At 69.2% G+C, this 17968-nt stretch carries 17 protein-coding genes; 2 read left to right on the top strand and 15 right to left on the bottom strand.

Annotation, left to right across the window (positions count from 1 at the left end):
- Position 1: 1 nt before the first annotated feature.
- The 8 genes from EPO52_RS08240 to EPO52_RS08275 form a co-directional block, all read right to left on the bottom strand.
- Entirely contained in the window at positions 2 to 1489 is a 1488-nt protein-coding gene (locus EPO52_RS08240; RefSeq protein WP_290804533.1) for an MDR family MFS transporter, read from the bottom strand.
- Between the two features lie 142 nt (positions 1490 to 1631).
- The gene (locus EPO52_RS08245) at positions 1632 to 2792 is read right to left on the bottom strand and encodes an alpha/beta hydrolase (RefSeq protein WP_290806159.1); all 1161 of its coding nucleotides are present in this window, start codon (positions 2790 to 2792) and stop codon (positions 1632 to 1634) included.
- Positions 2793 to 2823: 31 nt separating this feature from the next.
- Positions 2824 to 3807 (bottom strand): fumarylacetoacetate hydrolase family protein, encoded by a 984-nt coding sequence (locus EPO52_RS08250; protein WP_290804537.1) that lies wholly within the window; start codon positions 3805 to 3807, stop codon positions 2824 to 2826.
- On the bottom strand, positions 3804 to 4940 hold the full coding sequence (locus EPO52_RS08255) for an FAD-dependent monooxygenase (RefSeq protein ID WP_290804539.1): 1137 nt from the start codon (positions 4938 to 4940) through the stop codon (positions 3804 to 3806). Before EPO52_RS08255 ends, EPO52_RS08250 begins: the two co-directional genes overlap by 4 nt.
- 46 nt (positions 4941 to 4986) lie before the next feature.
- A complete protein-coding gene (locus EPO52_RS08260) occupies positions 4987 to 5979 on the bottom strand; it encodes a cyclase family protein (protein ID WP_290804542.1) in 993 nt (330 codons plus the stop codon).
- A 27-nt stretch (positions 5980 to 6006) separates the two neighbouring features.
- Entirely contained in the window at positions 6007 to 7029 is a 1023-nt protein-coding gene (locus EPO52_RS08265) for a VOC family protein (protein ID WP_290804544.1), read from the bottom strand.
- Positions 7030 to 7136: 107 nt separating this feature from the next.
- Positions 7137 to 7901, bottom strand: a complete 765-nt coding sequence (locus EPO52_RS08270; RefSeq protein ID WP_290804546.1) for a hypothetical protein — start codon at positions 7899 to 7901, stop codon at positions 7137 to 7139.
- Complete coding sequence (locus EPO52_RS08275; RefSeq protein ID WP_290804549.1) at positions 7898 to 8959, bottom strand: Gfo/Idh/MocA family oxidoreductase; 1062 nt, start codon at positions 8957 to 8959, stop codon at positions 7898 to 7900. Before EPO52_RS08275 ends, EPO52_RS08270 begins: the two co-directional genes overlap by 4 nt.
- A 114-nt stretch (positions 8960 to 9073) precedes the next feature.
- On the opposite strand from EPO52_RS08275, the gene EPO52_RS08280 reads away from it, so the two are divergent.
- Positions 9074 to 10351: an ROK family protein gene (locus EPO52_RS08280; protein ID WP_290804550.1), complete on the top strand. Its 1278-nt coding sequence runs from the start codon at positions 9074 to 9076 to the stop codon at positions 10349 to 10351.
- A gap of 2 nt (positions 10352 to 10353) precedes the next feature.
- Here the strand turns inward: EPO52_RS08280 and EPO52_RS08285 are convergent, their stop codons facing one another.
- A complete protein-coding gene (locus EPO52_RS08285) occupies positions 10354 to 11322 on the bottom strand; it encodes a sugar phosphate isomerase/epimerase (protein ID WP_290804552.1) in 969 nt (322 codons plus the stop codon).
- Positions 11319 to 12263, bottom strand: a complete 945-nt coding sequence (locus EPO52_RS08290) for a TIM barrel protein (protein ID WP_290804553.1) — start codon at positions 12261 to 12263, stop codon at positions 11319 to 11321. Before EPO52_RS08290 ends, EPO52_RS08285 begins: the two co-directional genes overlap by 4 nt.
- 91 nt (positions 12264 to 12354) lie before the next feature.
- Here EPO52_RS08290 and EPO52_RS08295 point away from each other — a divergent pair, with 91 nt between their 5' ends.
- A complete protein-coding gene (locus tag EPO52_RS08295; RefSeq protein ID WP_290804556.1) occupies positions 12355 to 13746 on the top strand; it encodes a DUF6379 domain-containing protein in 1392 nt (463 codons plus the stop codon).
- 117 nt (positions 13747 to 13863) lie between these two features.
- Here the strand turns inward: EPO52_RS08295 and EPO52_RS08300 are convergent, their stop codons facing one another.
- The 5 genes from EPO52_RS08300 to EPO52_RS08320 form a co-directional block, all read right to left on the bottom strand.
- Complete coding sequence (locus EPO52_RS08300; RefSeq protein ID WP_290804559.1) at positions 13864 to 14442, bottom strand: DUF1349 domain-containing protein; 579 nt, start codon at positions 14440 to 14442, stop codon at positions 13864 to 13866.
- Between the two features lie 148 nt (positions 14443 to 14590).
- Positions 14591 to 15460, bottom strand: a complete 870-nt coding sequence (locus tag EPO52_RS08305; protein WP_290804562.1) for a ThuA domain-containing protein — start codon at positions 15458 to 15460, stop codon at positions 14591 to 14593.
- Positions 15457 to 15945, bottom strand: a complete 489-nt coding sequence (locus tag EPO52_RS08310) for a nuclear transport factor 2 family protein (protein ID WP_290804564.1) — start codon at positions 15943 to 15945, stop codon at positions 15457 to 15459. Before EPO52_RS08310 ends, EPO52_RS08305 begins: the two co-directional genes overlap by 4 nt.
- A 3-nt stretch (positions 15946 to 15948) precedes the next feature.
- Entirely contained in the window at positions 15949 to 16959 is a 1011-nt protein-coding gene (locus EPO52_RS08315) for a Gfo/Idh/MocA family oxidoreductase (RefSeq protein ID WP_290804567.1), read from the bottom strand.
- A 4-nt stretch (positions 16960 to 16963) separates the two neighbouring features.
- A complete protein-coding gene (locus tag EPO52_RS08320; protein ID WP_290804570.1) occupies positions 16964 to 17968 on the bottom strand; it encodes a sugar phosphate isomerase/epimerase family protein in 1005 nt (334 codons plus the stop codon).

Genomic DNA, 17968 nt, shown 5'->3' on the forward strand with positions numbered 1-17968 from the left:
GTCAGACGGAAGCGGATTCGGTGGCCGGCTCGGGCGCCGGCTCGTCCGACAACGGCGTGCCGGGCAACAGGATGGCGGCGACGATGCCGATCGCATAGGCCGCGGCGAGTGCGATGAAGATCGGTGCGAAGACGTCATGATAGATCGCGGCGATCTGGGTCTGCGTCGCGGTGTCCGCGGCGAGCACCGACTTGGGCGTGAGGGTCGCGGCGTCCAGACCCGGCGGCAGGAGCGCCGCCACCCCGAAGCCGATCACCCCTCCGATGACGGCGGTGGTGACGGTGGATCCCACCTGGCGCACGAGGTTGAGGGTGGCGGTGATGGTGCCCGTCTCCGAACGCGGGACCGCGCCCTGCACGATCGCCACGATCAAGCTCATGAACGCCCCGGTGCCGACGCCGACGGCGAACATCACGATCATTGGCACCCAGAGGGGCAGGCCGACCGGCAGTTGCGACATCACCACGAGCCCCACGGCGGCCAATGTCGTGCCCGCGATCGGGAAGGCGCGATACCGCCCCGTGCGGCTCACGATGAAGCCGGTGGCGAGATTGCTCAGGAGCATCCCGAACACCGTCGCGATCGGCACCAGGCCGGAGATGGTGGCGCTCGTGCCGTAGGCCATCTGGAAGTAGGTGGGCAGATAGAAGGTGATGGAGAACAGGCCGATGCCGATGATGGCCGAGAGCGCCGTACCGGCCGAGATGGTGCGATCACGGAAGTAGGCCAGTGGCAGCACCGGTTCGACGGCGCGCAGTTCGGCGATGAAGAAGATGACGAACGCCACGGCGGAGACCACCGACGCCGTCAGGGCCGCGACGGCCGCCGCGGGGTCGGTCCACCAGGTGACCGCGAGCACCAGAGCCACGAGGGCGACGGTGAACGTCACCGCGCCGGCGACGTCGAAGCGCCGCCGTTCGAGCACCTCGACGTGCGGTACAGCCACCATCGCGAGAACGAGGGCCGCGGCTCCGACGGGGATGTTCACCCAGAACACCCACTGCCAGCCCCAGAAGTCGGTGATCAGCCCTCCGATCACCGGCCCGATCAGGATGGCGATGGGGAACGCCGCTCCGATCACCGCCAGGTACTTCGGCCGCTCGCGGGGTGTGGTGACCTGCGCGATGATCGTCTGCGACATCAGCTGGAGGCCGGCGGAGCTCATCCCCTGCAGCACGCGTGCCACGACCAACCACTCCATGGTGGGTGCGAATCCGCAAGCGAGCGACGCGATGAGGAACAGCACCAGCGAGCTGAGGAAGACCGCGCGCGGCCCGATCCTGTCGCCGAGTTTGCCGAGGACGGGCAGCAGCACGGTGCTCGCGAGCGTGTAGCCCACCACGACCCAGCTCATGTGTTCGAGCGCGCCCAGGTCGCCCGCGATGGTGGCGAGGGATGTCGAGACCACGGTGTGGTCGAGGGCGCCGAGGAAGGAGACGGTGAGCAGCGAGGCGACGAGGATGCGCAGGCGCACGGGAGTGAGAGTCATGGAGTCACCCGAACGATCGGGCAGTCGACGCGACTCGGTGTGCCCTGTTCGCCACATCACGACCAGGGACGGGCTCACAGAGCCCCGACGTCCCTTCCAGGGTATCAGACTTATGCCTGAAATTGACCAAAGTTCCCTCGCGTCACCGCGGCTGCAGACCGGCGAAGGTCTCGGCCACCCAGTCGGCGATGATCCCCGCGACGTAGGGCATGTTGTCGATCGAGATGTGCTCGGTGCCGCCCTCGGGGTCGTCGAAGATCCGCAGCTCGCGCTTCGGGCTGTTGACGGCCTGGTCGTACGACTGGTGTGCGTACTTCACGTTGATCTGCCGGTCGCCCGCTCCGTGCGTGATGAGGAAGGGCACGGTGATCTGCTCCACCACACCGTTCAGGTGCATGTCCTTCGTCTTCTCGATGAAGTCGTCCATGTCGGTGGCGCCCCACACCCAGTTCACGTGGTCCCAGTAATGCGGCACCGGGTTCTCGCCCTCACGGTTGCGGCGCGCCTCCTGGACCTCGGCCCAGTTGTGGTTCGCCCCCCAGGCCACCCCGAGTGCGAGCCGCTTCTCGAAGGCCAGCGCCCGCGGGGCGTAGTGGCCGCCCAGCGACCAGCCCACGATGCCGATCCGCTGCGGGTCGACGGCCAGCGCCTGCGCATTCGCCTCGAGGTGGTCGATGATCGCGGCAGCCCACACCTCGGTGTCGTGGCGCGCCTTCAGCCCGCGCAGACGCAGGGCCTCGCCGGAGCCGGGCGTGTCGATCATGAGCGTCGAGATACCGCGCTCGGCCAGCATCCGGGGGAAGCCGGAGTAGTACATCATCTCCTTGGTGGAGTCGAGGCCGTTCCACTGGATGATCACCGGATGAGGCCCCTCACCGGGCGCGCGATAGAAGTAGCCGGGCAACGAGGAGTCCTCGTACGGCACCTCGACCCGGGTCACCGGGATCTGCGAGAGCTCCACGTGCTTCAGCAGCAGGTCGATCGACTTCTGGTAGGCCGCATTGCGCCCCTCCCACTTCGGCGACTGGAGGCGCTCGGCCTGCGAGGTGTAGAGCGAGGCGCGGTAGTAGGTCTCGCCGGCACCGACGCGTCGGCCGCGGGCCTCGTCGTCCTGCGCCTTGGCCACCAGGCGGTCGGCCACGGCGGCCCATGAGGCGTAGAGCTCGGCCGTTCCGGCATCGTCGCCGTTCTGCGACGCGAGCAGCACGGGCTTGCACGCCCGGTCGACCTCGTCGATGAAGCCGCCGTTGTTGAGCGTGGCGACCGCCGCCAGGCTCCAGACGTAGTTGGTGGGGAAGTACATGAACACGGTGTTGCTCCTCGTGGTTGTGGTTCTAGACGCGGTGGCGGATGCGCGGCCGGGGCCGCGCGGCCGGCACGGGTGGGGCGGCGACCGGCGCACCCACCCGGTTGATCAGCTCGCCGACGCCTTCGACCACCATCCGCACCTCGTCGCCCTCGCGGAGCGGCGGAGGGGTGAGGGAGCCGTTGCGGCCCCAGAGCTCGGCGAGACATCCGCCGTTTCCGACCGTGCCCGACCCGAGCACATCGCCCGGCACCACTCGTGAGTTGCGCGAGGCGTACATCACGAACTCGGCGAACGGCCAGCCCGCGTTGGACACCAGGTCGTGCCCGATGAGCTGGTGGTTGACGTAGACCTCGGCGCGCACGGCGAGGAAGCCCTCGGCGTCCTGGTAGCCCGACAGCTCGTCGGCCGTCACGATCCAGGGGCCCAGCGTCATGCCGAAGTCCTTGCCCTTCGCCGGGCCGAGGCGCACCTTCATCTCGCGACCCTGCAGATCGCGGGCCGACCAGTCGTTCATGATCGTGTAGCCGAAGATGTGCCGCGTCGCCGTGGGGGCGTCGAGATTCGCTCCGTCCGACCCGTCGACCCCGCCGATCACCACCGCGAGCTCGAGCTCGAAATCGAGCCGCTCGGTCACGGGCGGGTGCAGCACGTCGAACGGTCCGGTGATGGTGTGCGGGTTGGTGAAGTAGAAGGTGGGGGCCTCGTACCATTCCGGAGCCACGTGGCTGCGGCCCTCGACACCGGCGCTCACGCCCTCGACGTGCTCCTCGAACGCCACGAAGTCCCGCACGGATGCCGGGTCGAGAGGCGCCCGCAACACGACGTCGGCCAACGGCGACGCGGCCGCCTCATCGGCGGCCGACCTTTCGCCGGCCAGGCCGTCCAGCCCGGCGGCCAGCACCTCGCCGACGGTGCGTCCGCCGCCGAACGGGATGGCGCGGCCCTCCTCGATGAAGCCGTGCACCAGCTCCCCGGAGGCCGCCGCGCTCTCCCAGCGGGCGATCTTCACGCAGGCACCGCCATCTTCTGGGCGATGCCGAAGATGAGGCCACCGGCATCGGCATCGCGGTCGCCGTCGATCTGCCACTGACCGAGCTGCACCGAGGCCTCGACCACGGCGGTGGCCCGGGGCACCCGGCGCTCGTGGAACTCCGCCCAGAGCGAGTCGTCGAGGGCGTCGCGCGCCACGAGCAGCTCGGTCAGCACCAGGGCGTCTTCGAGCCCCTGGGCTGCGCCCTGGGCGATCGTGGGCGGGCAGCTGTGGGCGGCGTCGCCGATGATCACCACCCGTCCGCGGTTCCAGGCGCCATCGACGATGTGCTTGGTGAACCAGGTGTAGTTGGCGGTGGCCCCCGCCTCCAGATCGGCCCGGATGTCGTTCCACGGGCCGTCGTAGGCGCGGCTCTCCTCGATCATGATGCGCGCCGCATCCTCGTCGGTCACCCCGAACCGGTCCTGCGCCTTCTCGACCAGGAACGCGTACATGGTGTTCTCACTCGTGGGCGTGTAGCCGGCGATGTACATCGGGCCGCCGTAGTAGAGCTCGCTGCGCTCCACCGATGCGGGGCGGGAGACGAACGTGCGCCAGATTCCCATGCCCGTCGACTCCGGCTTGGTGTCGATGCCGATCAGCCCGCGCACGGTGGAGTTCACACCGTCGGCTCCGATCACGAGGTCGTAGCGATCGAAAGGCTGACCGTCGATGACGACGCCCACACCGCCCTCCTCATCGGTGGAGAGATCGGTGATCCGCGACGCGAAGTGCACGACCGCGCCCGCCGCGACCGCGTGCTCGAGCAGGATGCGCGCCAGCTCGGGACGCGGCATCCCCATGGTCGACGGATAGTCCGGGCCACCCGACTTCACGTCCGGCAGTTCGGCCACGGCCGGCGCCCCCGGCCCGGGAGCCCGCAGAGTCAGACCCACGAAGGGATAGCCGGCCGCACGGATGTCGTCCCACGCGCCCAGCGCATCGAAGACCCGCAGCGCATTGCCCTGCAGCGTGATGCCCGAACCGAGCACGCTCAGCTCGGATTTCGCCTCGAACAGATCCACCGCCACCCCTGCTCGGGCGAGCTGGATGGCGGCGGCGAGTCCGGCGACCCCGCTGCCGACGATGGCGACTTTGGATACTGCGGTCATGTTCAGAACCTCTCTGTTCTGCAGGTGGGTGGGTGGTGACGATCGTTCAGAGGAGCGCGACGGGATTGATGGGCGACCCCACCGCGCCCGTGATGGGCAACGGCGGCGCCGAGAGCAGGAAGTCCCATCGCGACTGCTCTGCGCAGGCGTCGGCCAGTTCGTCGAGATTCCACATCTCGCCGATCGTCAGCCCCAAGTTGGGGATCACGATCTGATGCAGTGGCTGGAACGCGGGTGCGTCGAACTCGTTCGGCCGCACCTCGAAACCCCAGGTGTCGGTGGCGATCGCGGCGATCTCGCTCCGGTGCAGCCATCCGGCCGTGGTGATCGACAGCCCGGGGGCCGGACCGCCCGCGTAGTCGCCCCAGCCCTCGCGGCGGGCGCGGGCGTACTGGCCCGTGCGCACGAGCACGATGTCGCCGCGGCCGACGGCCGCGCTCGGCCCCTGGGCCCGGATGCAGTCGTCGAGGTGCGCGGCCGTGATGGCGAAGCCGTCGGGCAGCTCTCCGGTGGCCGGCTCGAGGTGCCGGCCCACGTCGAGCAGAACGCCCCGCGAGACGACGACCGAGGCGGCGTGCTCGATACCGGTCACCAGATCGCCTTCACTGGTCACCACGTCGCCGGCCCTCCGCCCGTTCCACGCGCGGCCGTGATCGAAGATGTGGCCGAGTCCGTCCCATTGGGTCGAGCACTGCAGCGGCATCGCGATCACGTCGTCCGCCCCGCCCATCCCGTGGGGGAAGCCCTGGTTGCCGCGTTCGGCGTCCACGCCCGTGTCGGTCATCGTGTGCACCGGATTGGTGCGACGCCGCCAGCCCTTCTGCGGCCCGTCCGTGTCGAAGCGCTGGGCGAGCGACACCACCCGTCCGTGACGAACGAGCCCGGCGGCCTCGACGCGCTTGTCGTCGTCGATGAAGTTGAGCGTGCCGAGCGCGTCGTCCTCACCCCAGCGACCCCAGTTGCGATAGGCGGATGCCCGCCGGGAGATCTCCCCCTCGGGGTCGCTGCGGTCGATCTCGTCGTCGAGGCCGGTGGTCATGGTCGCTTTCCCGTCGAACCTGATCGGTCAGCCTCGGCCCTGGTGGGCGTAAGGGTTGAGCAGGGCCTCTTTGATCTCGTCGGGCACACCCTCTTCGGTGGCGCTCGGGCCGTCCGCGGGCGGGAACGACTCCGTCATCGACATCGGCATCACGCTGTTGCGGTACATGTTGTTCGATCCCTCGGAGGGCTTCCAGGTGTTGGGAGTCCAGTCGGGCACATAGTTACGGTAGCCGCCCGTGTTGAGCTCGATGCGCAGGCTGGAGGGCTCACGGTAGTAGAGGAAGTTCTGCTCGCCGATGCCGTGGATCGACGGGCCGTACTCGATCGGGTAGCCGTTCTCGCCGAGGATGTCGGCGGCGATGAGCAGCTCCTCCCGGGTGTCGACCCAGAAGGCGTAGTGGTTGACGCGACCGGCGCGGCTCGAACCGTCGAGCACCACACCGAGGTCGTGCGACTTCTCGTTGGTGGTGAGCACGGAGAACACCGAGATGGGGGCCTCGTCGAGAACGGTGCGCGCCATGATGCGGAACCCGAGCACCTCGTTGTACCACGCGGCGAACGCGTCGACGTCGCTGGTCGCGATGGTCACATGGTCGAGCTGACGGGGAGCGCCGGCGACCTTGCTGCGGCGCGACGGCCGGTCGGGGTAGGTCGACGCGGCCTCACCCTCGGTGTCGTGGTGCCGGGTGACATCCCAGTGCAGGGTCAGGCTGTGGCCCCAGGGTCCGGTGAAACGGTAGGCGCGGCCGATGTGCGGCACATCGTCGAGCCACTCGCCTTCGATGCCCGCGGCCTCGATGCGCTTGGCGGCCTCATCGAGAGCCTCCGCGCTCGTGGTGCGCCACGCGGCCGTGGCCAGCGACGGTTCGTCGCCCGGCAGTACCACGACGGAATAGGCGTAGTAGTCGCCCCAGCACCGCAGGTACACGGCGCCGTCGACGCGATCGACCTCGATCAGCCCCACCTGGTTCGTGTAGAACTCGACGGAAGCCTCGACGTCGGGCGACGTGATCGCCACATAGGAGAGGTGAGAGAGCAGCTTGATCATCTTCGATCGTTCCTTTCGACGGGGGCAGCCTCGGCCCCGTCACCCACTTTTGTCGGAATCAAACCATTGGGGAAGCCGATGATGCCTATGCGCGGGATCATCGATGTTTATGGCGACAGGGCACGGCGGCCGGCGAGGGCGATCTCGGCGTCTATGGCGAACTCGTGGAGGTCGTCGAGCATCGTCCCGTTCGTCACCGCGGCGATCGCACGGCGCAGCGCGAGCCGCTGCCGCGTCTCGAATCGGGCAGGAGCGATCAGGGTTCCCCGTTCATCATCCATCCTCACCACGGTGGCGGCGGCCGCGGCGGCGGAGACCTCGGAGCGAACCGCGCCGATCGCCGAGACCCGCAGCCGCGGCACCGCGGTCGGTTCCACGAGAACCCGCGCCAGCACCCCGCCCGGGCATCCCCGGCCCTCCACCGCCATGATCAGCCCCCCGTCACCTGCCTGCAGAGCGGTCACCTGCAGCGGCCCACCGGCGAGCACGCGCAGCCAGCCCACCGCGTCGCAGATCGTGCGGTCGAACGCCGCCGCGGGTGCGGCGCAGGTTGCGGTGAGAACGGATGCGGGCTGCTCCCGGCTGATCTCGGCAGCCACGTCGGGGCGCAGGAGTTCGCGATCGAGCGCCACCGGCACTCCCCTCAGGTCGGACTCGGCGAAGCCGGAGATCCCGGAGACCTCCACGGCCGGGTCGGCCACGACCAGTCCGGCCGCGCCCGCCTCCACCGCCGACACCGCCCGCGCGAACCATCCGGTCCCGCCGCCGACGACCACGATCGAGCCCCGCGGGTCGTTCGCAGAGCGGGCTCTTTCGGGGAGCTCGGTGATCGCCACCCGGTAGGACGCCAGCGGCGCTCGCACCCCGATCATGATGTCCCCTTCCGCGCCGCGGCCGCGAGCACGGCCTCGGCCGCCGCGTCGGCGATCTGAATGGCGAACAGAGCGTCATCGAGCAGTTCGCCGTACTCAGCGGGCTGGCCGTGATCCAGCGCATCGGCAATCGCACGCCACTCCTCGACGTACCCGTCTTCGGGCGTCGCCGGGTACCGCGTGATCGTGCCGTCACTCGTGCGCACGGTCACGGTCGCACTGCCGGCGTGCACGAACGCCGGCGGGAACTCCACGTCGACGTCGTCGAATCCGGTACCGATCGACAGCCGCCAGAGCGCGTCGGCGCCGCGCGGCAGCATCACGGCGGTGAGCTGAATCGCCACACCCCCCGCGACCAGACCGATGAGATAGCCGATCGGCACGAGGGGCTGCGCGAACACCACCTGCTCGAACACCGGCGCCACGTCGCGCAGTGCAGGGAGGTCGTGGATGCCGAGACCGAGCACGAGCTGACGCACGACGGCCGCGGCCACCCGCGGATCCGACCAGTCGGGCGCCGGTCGGCCGGCCGGCGGAGGGGAGGCCGGCGCGACTTCGGTCACGAGATCGTGATAGCGGCCGTTCGGGGGCAGCGCGATGGTGGCCGACCAGGTCTGCACGCGTCCTCGATTGCCCACCAGATGGTGCTTGGCCCGCGCCCAGGCGGGATCGAAGACGTGGTTCGTACCCACGACGAGAGCCGTGCCGCTCACTCGGCAGGCGTCGACCACAGCCCGGGCGTCTTCAGCGGTCAGGGCGAGGGGCTTCTCGCAGAACACGGCACGCTTGCCGGCCTCGATCGCGGCCAGCACCTGCCCCGCGTGGAACTCGGGCGGGCTGCACACGGCCACAACCTCCACGGCGGGATCGGCGAGGAGCTCGCCCACGCCCGTGGAGTGCCGGGCACCCGACGGCGCAGCGATGGCCGCCCCCCGCCCGCTGCCCGCATCGGCGACGTGTACGATCCTGAGACGACCGGCCAGTCGCCCCAGCGTGGGCGCGTGGAGCGCGCTCACCCCGGGCCCCGCCCCGATGATCCCGACTCCTCGCGGTGTCATTGAACCTCCCCCTCGAAGTCACTTCGGTTCAAATCCTACTTAACTTGAAAGAAATCCGGCACTAGTCCGGCCCACTTCCGTTCGATACCCTCCCACCTGTGCCATCATCGGATGATGGCAAGCGAGTCAACCCTTCGATTCGGGGCACAGACCGATGAGGTGACCAGCCTCCTGCGCGTGGTCAATCTCGTGCGCACCGGCGAGGCGACGACCCGCCCGGAGATCAGCCGGCTGACCGGACTGGGTCGAGGCGTGGTGACCCAGCGCGTCGACCAGGCCATGCAGCTCGGCTTCCTGGCCGACAGCGAGTTCGCGCCCTCCACCGGCGGCCGCGCCGCCCGCACCCTGCGCTTCCGGGTCGAGGCGGGTCGGATCGTGGTGTGCGCGCTCGGCGCCCTGCACATCCGGGTCGGCATCGCCGATCTCGGGGGCGAGTTGCTCGACACGGCGCATCGCAACTGGGACATCGCACGCGGCCCCGCCAGCACCCTCGACGAGGTCATGCAGATGCTCGACGAGCTGATGGACGGCACGGACGACATCCCCGTCTGGGGCGTGGTCGTCGGACTGCCCGGCCCCGTCGACTACGAGACGGGCCGCCCCGTCGCGCCCCCCATCATGCCCGGCTGGAACGGCTTCGACGTGCGCCGTCGCTTCGAGTCCCACTTCAACGCCCCCGTCTGGGTCGACAACGACGCGAACCTGCTCACCTTCAACGAGCGCGCCCTCCGGCACCGCGAGCACGCCGACCTCATCTACTGCAAGATCGGCACGGGTATCGGTGCCGGCCTGCTCTCGCGCGGTCGCATCCACCGCGGCGCCAATGGTGCCGCGGGCGACATCGGGCACGTGCGCGTGAGCGGCTCCGACGCCGTGTGCCGGTGCGGCAAGATCGGCTGCCTCGAAGCCGTCGCCGGCGGATGGGCGATGGTGCGCGATGCCCAGCTGGCCCTCGAGAACGACCGCACCGGCTACCTCGCGCGGCGCGCCGAGGAGACCGACGGCACGCTCTCCCCCGAGATGATCACCCGCGCGGCGGAAGACGGCGACGCCCTCTCCATCGCGCTCATCCAGCAGTCGGCGCGGGTCGTCGGCGAGTCGATCGCCGCGCTGGTCAACATGTTCAATCCGAGCGCGATCGTGATCGGCGGCGCGGCGGCAGCGGCCGGCGAACTCTATCTGGCCGAGGTGCGGCAGCGCGTGTACGAGCTCTCCCTCCCGCTCGCCACCCGCGACCTGGTGATCATCAACTCGGCCGACGACGAGGCCGAGCCGCTCCGTGGCGGAGCCGAGCTGGCCCGGGAGGAGCTCTTCGAGGTGACCTTCCCGCGCTGGTTCGCGCTGGGCCGACCCACCATCGAGAGCGCCCGTCCGGGCCGGCCCGACGCCTGAGCTCAGCTCCCGGCGAGGGGTGCCAGCACGTGCTGCACCTCCCAGCCGTTCAGCATCGCGCTGGTCGGAGGGTGCGGAGTGAGGTCGCTCTCCACCACCACCCAGCCGTCGTAGTCGTGCTCGGCCAGGCTTCGCACGAAGCCGGGTGCATCCACGAGCAGGGGCTCCGTGGCGAGCTCGGTGAACCAGCGCGGAACGGCGCGCGAGCCGCCCGCTCGCAGCAGCGTGAACTCGGGTGCGGGCATCGTGTACTCGTCCAGATCGTCCACGGCGGCGGCATTCTTCAGGTGCACGTGCGTCACCCGATCCGGATGCGCCCGGTAGAACGCCACCGGATCGAGACCGGCGATGGTGAACTCGGCGGTGTCCACCGCGAAGCCGACCCGCGCATCCGTCGCCTGCAGCAGCCGCTCGAGCCCGTCGTCACGACGGAGTGCCGAATAGAAGTCGAAGTGCAGCGCGAGCCGCACACCGTCGACGGCGATCGCATCGGCCACGGCCGTCCACGATTCGGCGAGCGTCTCGATGACGTCGTCGTCGAGACTCGCGAGCTGCGCGGCGGATGCGGCGGGCCGCGCCACGAGCACGTCGCCCCCCAGCTCGGCCAGGGCGGATGAGAACCAGCGGGCATGTCCGACCAGTGCGGCCCGGGCATCCGGCGAAGACGACGAGGCATCGTCACCGTGGGTGAGGTCCTCCTGCAGCCGGATCGACGGATCCCAGAACCAGCTGCTGACCGTGTCGAGGGCCTGCTCGCGCACGAATGCACCGAAGGCCGCGACCGAGCCGAAGTTCGCGGCGATCTGCTGGGGATTGCCGAGTGGCTCCCAGCGCCCGCTGCCTGCGTTCAGCTCGACCGCCGAGAAGCCGGAGGCCGAGATGACCCGCAGCGCGCGAAGGTGGTCGCGACGCCGCACGAAGTCATCGAACTGCGGTTTGAACTGATTGATGCCGTAGCTCCAGCGGATCATCGGGCAACCTCCTCTGCAGCGACGCGCTCGAGCACGTTCTTGGCGTACCAGGCGGCGATGGCAGTGCTCTCGGCGTGGTCGCCGCCGAGCTTGTTGGCCTTGTCGTGCTCCACGCTGAGGTAGCCGTCGTACCCGTTCCGCGCGACGGCGCGCATGAAGTTCTCGAAGTCGACGAGGCCGTCTTCGTCGCCCATCTCGTAGAACCACTTCGCGGTGGTGTCCGACATGATCTCGGAATCGGGGCGGCGCTTGAAGTCGCCGATCAGATCCTGGTGCCGGGTGTCTTTGAAGTGGAAGCCCGACACCCGGTCGGCGTAGGCCTCGTAGAACTCGATCGGGTCGACCGAGGCGATGCAGTGCTGCGCCGTGTCGACGAAGAGGTTCACCAGCGCCGGATCGGTCGCCGCGTAGAAGGTGTCGAGTTCGGCGCGGGACTGGATGCCGCAGAAGAACTCGTGGTGGCAGGTGAGCTTCACTCCGGCCGCGTTCGTGATCTCGCCGACCTTGTTCCAGAGCTCGGCGGTGATCTTGATCTTGTCGTCGGTGACCGGTTCCATGTCGTAGTAGAGCGTGGCCGGCATCACGATGATGTTGTCGAGGCGGATGCCCGACCAGCGGTCCATGGTGACCCGGAAGTCCTCGAGGATGTTCGCGTGCGTCTCGGGGATGTGCGGCGCGTAGACGCGGGGGTCGTAGTCGGCCGCATGGAAGGTGTTCACGATGCGGTCGAGGCCGCGTTCCTGAACGAACTCCTGGTAGTTCGCCACCGACCCGTATTCGCCCATGATCTGGTACCAGCGGAAGTCGAAGGTGTCGATCGCGTCGTACCCGACCGCGGCGACCTGCTTGAGGAAGCGGTCCATCGTCGCGCGCGACTCCCACTGGTCGATCGGCCCGTGCGGACCCTGGCTCCGCCAGTGGTCCATGTAGCTCCACTTCATCGGGGGCGTCTCCTTCGGTCGTCGATGACTTCTTTCGTTTTTCTACATTAGCAGGTACGTTAGCTACAAAAGCGGACGAAAGAGGACTGCGATGACGCTGCCCGCCCTGCGCGACGACGCGCTCGTGTCGACCCCGGCCGGTTTCGCACTGCGGCTGTCGCTGCCCTGGATCCGGTCACTGCCCCTGTCGAGCCTCGCCGGGCTCGAGCTGGTGGTCGGGGGCGAGCCGGTCACGGAGCAGCTCCGAGTGGTCGTCGACGGACGGCCGATCCGGCCGATCGAACTCGCCGAGGAGAGCGGATGGTGGTTCCTCCAGGATGCGCTCGAGCTGCAGGTCGCACGGTCGCTCGCCCCGGGCATCCATGGGGTGGACGTGTCGTTCTCGCTGGTCGTCCCGTACCTGCCGGCCGGTCCGGATGCGCCGCTCACCCTGCCGTTCCGGTTCGAGCGGATGCTCACCCTCGGCACGGGGTCGGCCGCGACCCTGCCCGAGGGCTGGGTGCTGGCCGCCAGCGGCTTCAACTGGACGCCGGAGATCATCGACCGGAAGCGCTCGGCGCACGACATCACGGTCGGCATCGTCGCGGACGGGGTGGCCGAGGTGGTGGAGATCGAGGCCGGGCAGGTGTGGCGGGGCTTCCCGGCGCCCGACGGCGACGAGGTCGACGCCCTGCGCGACGGCCTCGCCGCGGTGGGCGGCCGGATCGGCATCGTGGGCGGCAGCATCGACGACTGGAGCTCCCCCAGCCGCCGGCGCACCGACGAGGAGCGCTTGGCCTTCCTGCGCCCACAGCTCGAGGCCGCCGCCCGCGCGGGAGCGGTCGGCATCCGGCTGCCCATCGGCCAGGCCGGTCCCACCCTGCTCGACCGGGTGCTGCCGGTGCTGCACGAGCTCGAACTGACCCTGTTCGAGGAGGTGCAGGGCCAGCAGACCCCGCAGTCACCCGCGCATCGCGAGGCGTGCGAGGAGATCGTGCGGCGCGACGACCCCCGGCTGCGCTTCGTGGTCGACATCAGCCTGCTCATGCCCTCGCTGCCGCCGAGCTACCTGGAGCGGCTCGCGGCGGGCGGGGTGCCGTCGGAGCTGGTGCGGCGGCTCAGCGACGAGTGGCTCGATCCGGCGACGCTCGACGCGGTGCGCGGACTGCTCGGCTCGGGCGGGGTTCCGCCTGCGGTGCACACGCTCTACATGGACCTGCTCATCCGCTTCGGCCGCTCGGCCGTCGGCGACCTCGCCGGCATCCTCCCGTTCACGTCCGCGGTTCACCTGAAGTTCTGGGATCTCGACGACGCGGGCGGCCGCGTCTCACAGCCCATCCGCGACATCGCGGCCGCGCTCGACTCCACCGGCTTCGCAGGCACGCTCACCAGCGAGTGGGGCGGGCACGAGTGGCTCGACGACGACCCGACGGCAATGACCCGCGCGCACCTCGCCCTGGCGCGGCGCGCCATCACGGAAGGCCTCGTGCGAGCCGGACAGTGACCGTTCTGTCACTCGCCTTTCGCGTGACGTTCGCGGAGGTGACGCATGGCGAGCGGGGCCGAACCCTTTCTGAGACGCCACCACCGTTGGCCTACGGTTCGCGAGGTCGGTCGAGATTCAATCGTCGGGATGCAGATTTGCATCCGCCGGTCCACTCTGCAATCCCGTGAAGTGGACGGTGAGCCCGGCGCGTGTCGGTGCGCAGCACATCGGACCCGCCGTCACCACGGCGTCAGGATCCAGGGGGGCGACTCGCACGAGGCGCCACGGCTCGTCGTCCGCTCGGGCTCGGATTATCAGTGCGTCGCCCGCGCGGCTGGCGCGGATGGTGACAAGCCGTCCTCGCCACCCCGGCACGGGAGAGAGTGACCAGTCGGAGACCCCGCGCGTGACGACAGCGCCGAGGCTGTCTTCGCCGTCGCTGCGTTCGACACCGGCCTTGATCCACGTGCTCTCGTCGACCTTGACGAAAATCCCCGCCTGATCGAACTGCGCGGAGAAGTCAAGGCGGAACGACACCTCCATCGCGGTGCCAGGAGCTAGGGGCGCGAGAAGGGCGTGCTCGGTGTCGTGCACGAAGCCGTACGAGGTGATGCGCCAGGCATCGCTCCCCTCGGCGGCGGTGACGTACATCCCGTCATCGGCCACCTCTACGTGGTCGGGCGCGTTCGTCCAGGTGCCTGAGTTCCAGTCCATGTTCGTCTTCCTCGGGAGCATGATGCGATTCACGTGACGTCGCCGATTCCATCAGCGACGAAGAATCGATCTGCGAAATAGTCCCACACGGCCAGGAAATCGAGAGAGGGGTTCATACCCACTGGACGGTCGCGAAGACCCGCCCGGGTCAGCCCTCGTGGTTGTAGTACGGCCAGGGGAGGAATCGGCGGTCGCCGCGGCGGTCGGGGCCCTGAAGCTCGACCTCGCCGGTCGCCGCCCATTCGACACCGCGCGGGAACAGGCGGATGAACTCGATGCGCCGGAACGTGTCGATGTCGTGACCGATCGTGATCGTGAACGAGCGGCCGGCGCCGTACTCGTTGATCCAGGCGATGGGCTGGTCGGTGTTCATGCCGTTCAGCGCAGCGATGCCGCCCTCGGGGATGACCACGGGGTAGTGCGACATCGGCCACATCGGGGCGTTCTCGTACGACTCGAGGTCGTCGAACGTGGTCAGGAGCACCTGCGCACCGTCGTACAGCTGCACGCCGGTGAGGATGTCGTCACCGGTGACGGTCCACGTGGCACTGATGCCCTCGGTGATCGGATGCCGCGGCTCGACCGTCTTCAGAAGGGCCTCACCCCACGGCCGCGGACGAAGGCCCGTCTCGTAGGCACTGAGCTTCGCCCCGCGCATCACGTTGTACTCCTCGGGGTATCCCCACCGGTCCTCCTGCGCGGCCGACCCGTGGAACCAGACGATGCCCTTGCCGGCGTCGTGCACGAAGCGCAGCAGCGCGGCATCCGTCTCGGCACCGAACCCGACCGCGTTGTCGAAGAATCCGTCGCGTCCTTCGAACACGACGATGACGACGTCGTACTTGTCGATGATCTCGGCGCCGAGGCCCCGCGGGTCCTCGACCACGCGCACCTTGAACCGGCCGGTGTCTTCCAGGAGCGTCGTGAGCCACTGATTGTGCAGCCGGAAACTGCGGTTCTCATTGTCGTGCTCGATCGTCATGTGGCCCGACAGGATCAGGACGTTCAGTACGGTCACAGGATCTCTCCGTTCAGCAGGTGGGCAGGTGCGGGGTGGGCGGCGTCGCGGATCATCGGCTCGGCGGTCTCCCACACGATCACGAGCTCGACGCGGCGGAAGCGCCAGCCGGCCGCCGTGCGCACGAGCTCGTGCAGATACCAGCCGCCGGCCTGAGCCGTGTCGGTGGGCCGGGTCGCGTCGAAGACGTGCGTGGCCGTGAGGTAGGCCCTCGTGCGCGCCGAATCGCCATCGATGTCGAAGAGGATGTTCGAGATCTGATGGTGCGTGCGCATTCCGGGCTGCGGCGACGGCATGGCCTCGATCGCGGCGCGGCCCACCACTCGGGCGAACGGCAGGATCAACTCGCACTGCTCATCGAAGGTGGCAGCGTAGCCGGCCTGGTCGGAGTCGTCGATGCAGCGGGCGAACTCGAGGATGAGGTCGCCGATCTCCGCCCGGTCGGCCAGCACGGCGATCCGCTCGTCGTATCCTGTCGTCGCCATCGGTCAGCCTTTCGTGGAGGGTGCAGAGGCGAGCAGCGAACGGATCTGCTCGAGCGTGCGGAGAACGTCGACGGTGGCCGACAGAGGATGAGTCGGATGCTCGCGCTCGCCGGCGAGGATGGCCGCGTTGACCGCCCGGAACATCGGCAGGTAGCCCACATCCTCGGGCGGGAACTCGATGGTCTCGACCTCGGGCGGCGCCGGAGGCCGCCCGGTCGTCACCCGGATGCTGCGCGGGGAGAACAGCGGCTCGTCCAAGGTGATGCTGCCTCGGGTGCCCCCGATCCAGCCGCGCGGCGGAACGAGGAAGGTGATCGACGTGACCAGCTGCGCCGATGCGCCGGAGGCGAACTCGAGCTGATAGCTCTCGTGCAGGTCCACCCCGTCCGGGCGCATGGCCCCGCCGGCGGTGATCGACGTCGGCGTTCCGAAGAGCAGCTGGGCGAGGGCGACCGTGTAGACGCCCATGTCGTAGAGGGCGCCACCTCCGAGGGCGGCATCCCAGAATCGCGGCGGTCCGTCCTCGGGAACGGGATAGCCGAGTCCTGCCTGCAGGAACCGGGGCTCGCCGATCACCCCCGAGGCGATCAGCTCGAGGGAGCGCTGCACACCGGGACCGAACTTCATCCACATCGCCTCCATCAGGAAGACGTCGTGCCGCCGGGCGATCTCGCCCAGCTCGATGGCCTCATCGGCGGTCATCGTCAGCGGCTTCTCGCACAGCACGTGCTTCCCGGCTTCCAGTGCCGTCTTGGCGTACGCGAAGTGCGTGCTGTGCGGGGTGCCGATGTACACCGCGTCGACCGCGTCCGAGGCGCACAGGTCGGCCAGTGACCCGAAGGCCGCAGCGAGCCCGAACTCGGCCGCGAAGGCATCCGCGGTCTCCTGCGTGCGGGATGCCACCGCCACCACGTCGGCATCGCCACTGGCGATCAGGTCGCGCACCGTGCGCCGCGAGATGCCACCCGTTCCGACGACCGCCCAGCGCACCCGGCCACCCGCGCTCCCGGCCATCCGCTCAGCCCTTCGTGGAGAAGGCCGCGTCGAAGGAGGCGTGGGGCGGGGTGATCTCGGCGAGCTTGCGCACGAAGGCGAGCGCCTCGGGGGCGCCGACCAGGCGGTCCATGCCGGCGTCCTCCCACTCCACGGAGGTGGGTCCGTCGTAGCCGATGGAGTTGAGCGCCCGGAAGAGCGGCTCCCAGGCCACGTCGCCGTGCCCGGTCGACACGAACGTCCAGCCGCGGCGCGGGTTCGACCACGGCAGGTGCGACCCGAGCACGCCGTTGCGGCCGTCGAGGTTCGTCACCGACTCCTTCACGTGCACGTGGAAGATGTGGTCGGCGAAATCGAGCACGAAAGCTACGCTGTCGAGCTGCTGCCACACGAAGTGCGAGGGGTCGAAGTTGAATCCGAAGCTCGGCCGGTGCCCGATGGCCTCGAGGGTGCGCTTGGCGGTCCAGTAGTCGTATGCGATCTCCGACGGGTGCACCTCCAGCGCGAAGCGCACTCCCACCTCCTCGAACACGTCGAGGATCGGGTTCCAGCGCGCCGCGAAGTCGGCGTAGCCGGCCTCCACCATCTCGTCGGAGGCGGGCGGGAACATCGCCACGTACTTCCAGATGCTCGAGCCGCTGAAGCCGTTGACCGTGGTCACCCCGAGTGCCGCCGCGAACCGGGCCGTGTTCTTCAGATCCTCCGCCGCACGCTGCCGCACGCCTTCGGGCTCCCCATCGCCCCACACACGATCCGAGAGGATGTCGCGGTGCCGCTGGTCGATCGGGTCGTCGCACACCGCTTGGCCGGTCAGGTGGTTCGAGATGGCGTACACCTCGAGGCCGTTCGCGGCCAGGATGTCGCGCCGCGACTGCACGTACTCGGCGTCGTCCCACCGCGACACGTCGATGTGGTCCCCCCAGCAGGCGATCTCGAGGCCGTCGTAGCCCCAGTCCCCTGCGAGCTTCGCCACCTCGGCGAAGGGCAGATCGGCCCACTGGCCGGTGAACAGGGTGATCGGTCGTGCCAT

This window comes from Herbiconiux sp., from assembly GCF_004297105.1.
GTDB lineage: Bacteria > Actinomycetota > Actinomycetes > Actinomycetales > Microbacteriaceae > Herbiconiux.